General features: G+C 57.6%; 1 protein-coding gene. It reads left to right on the forward strand.

What is annotated here, in order from left to right:
• A partial coding sequence (locus tag B145_RS0116255) for a beta strand repeat-containing protein (RefSeq protein WP_018608726.1) occupies positions 1-1,598 on the forward strand: 1,598 nt, incomplete at both ends.

Consider the following 1,598-nt stretch of genomic DNA (forward strand, 5'->3'; position numbering starts at 1 on the left):
TCCTACAGTTCGGGTGCAGCCACTTCGAAAGCCCTGGCACTGAGCAATCTGCCGGTCAGTGGCACCTACACGGTCCGGGTCACGCCCAGTAGCGGTGCCACCGGCAGCCTCACGCTGGGACTGCAGACGGATCTGAGCGGCAGCCTCACCGCAGGCACACCGGTTAACCTGAGTTTGGCCTCTGGTCAAAACGCCACCTACACCTTCACAGGGGTAGCAGGGCAAAATGCGATGCTTAATCTGAGCGGCAACACCCTGGTAGGGAGCACCTACCTCTATGTTTACAAACCCGATGGAACGCAACTGAATTCTACGAATTTGTCCTATAGCTCGGGAGCTGCTACAAGTACGACGTTGACGCTAAACAGTCTGCCTACGGATGGTACCTACACGGTTCGCATACAACCCACTGGTGGGTTGGCAGGCAACATCACCCTGGCCCTGCAGGCGGATCTTGCAGGCGTGCTGACAGCCGGGGCACCAGTAACACTGAACTTTGCTGCCAACCAGAACGCCACCTACACCTTTAGTGGAACAGCTGGACAGAACCTGGGGCTGGCCATAGCAGGCAGCACCCTGGCAGGGCAAACCTACGTGTATGTGTATAACCCAGACGGTAGCCGCCTGAATTACACCAATCTGTATTACAGTTCGGGGGCGGCAACCTCGACAGCCTTGGCACTAAGCAATTTGCCGGTCAGCGGCACCTACACTGTTCGAATCATTCCTGGCAGCGGCGCTACTGGAAGCCTTATTCTGGGGCTACAGGCCGATCTGACTGGCCCCCTTACCGCAGGCGCACCGCTCAGCCTGAATCTGGCTGCTGGCCAGAACGCCACCTACACCTTCACTGGGGCAGCAGGGCAGAACGTGGAATTGGGCCTGAGTGGCGATACCTTGGTGGGGAGCACCTACCTCTATGTTTATAAGCCGGACGGAACGCAACTGAACTCAGCAAGCCTCTCTTATAGCTCGGGGGCGAGTACGGGTACTGCACTAGCATTGGCCAACCTACCTGCGAATGGCACCTATACTGTTCGCGTACAACCCAACGGAGGCGTTGCGGGCAGCATTACCCTCGGCCTGCAATCAGATCTGACCGGAGTATTGACAGCAGGAACGCCGGTGACACTGAACTTTGCCGCCAACCAGAACGCCACCTACACCTTTAATGGAACAGTGGGGCAGAACGTGGAGTTGAGCCTCGGTGGCGACACGCTGGCGGGGCAAACCTATGTGTATGTGTATAACCCAGATGGCAGCCGACTGAATTACACCAGTTTGTACTATGGCTCGGGCGCTGCTACAACCACGACGCTGACGCTAAACAACCTGCCGGCAAATGGCGCCTATACCGTTCGCGTACAACCCAACGGAGGTGTTGCGGGTAGCATTACCCTCGGCCTGCAATCAGATCTGACTGGAGTATTGACCGCAGGAACGCCGGTGACACTGAACTTTGCCGCCAACCAGAACGCCACCTACACTTTCAACGGGACGGCCGGACAGAACCTGGGGCTGGCCATTGCGGGCAGCACCCTGGCAGGGCAAACCTATGTGTATGTGTATAAGCCAGACGGCAGCCAACTGACCAGCGC

This window comes from Uliginosibacterium gangwonense DSM 18521 (assembly GCF_000373965.1).
Taxonomy (GTDB): domain Bacteria; phylum Pseudomonadota; class Gammaproteobacteria; order Burkholderiales; family Rhodocyclaceae; genus Uliginosibacterium; species Uliginosibacterium gangwonense.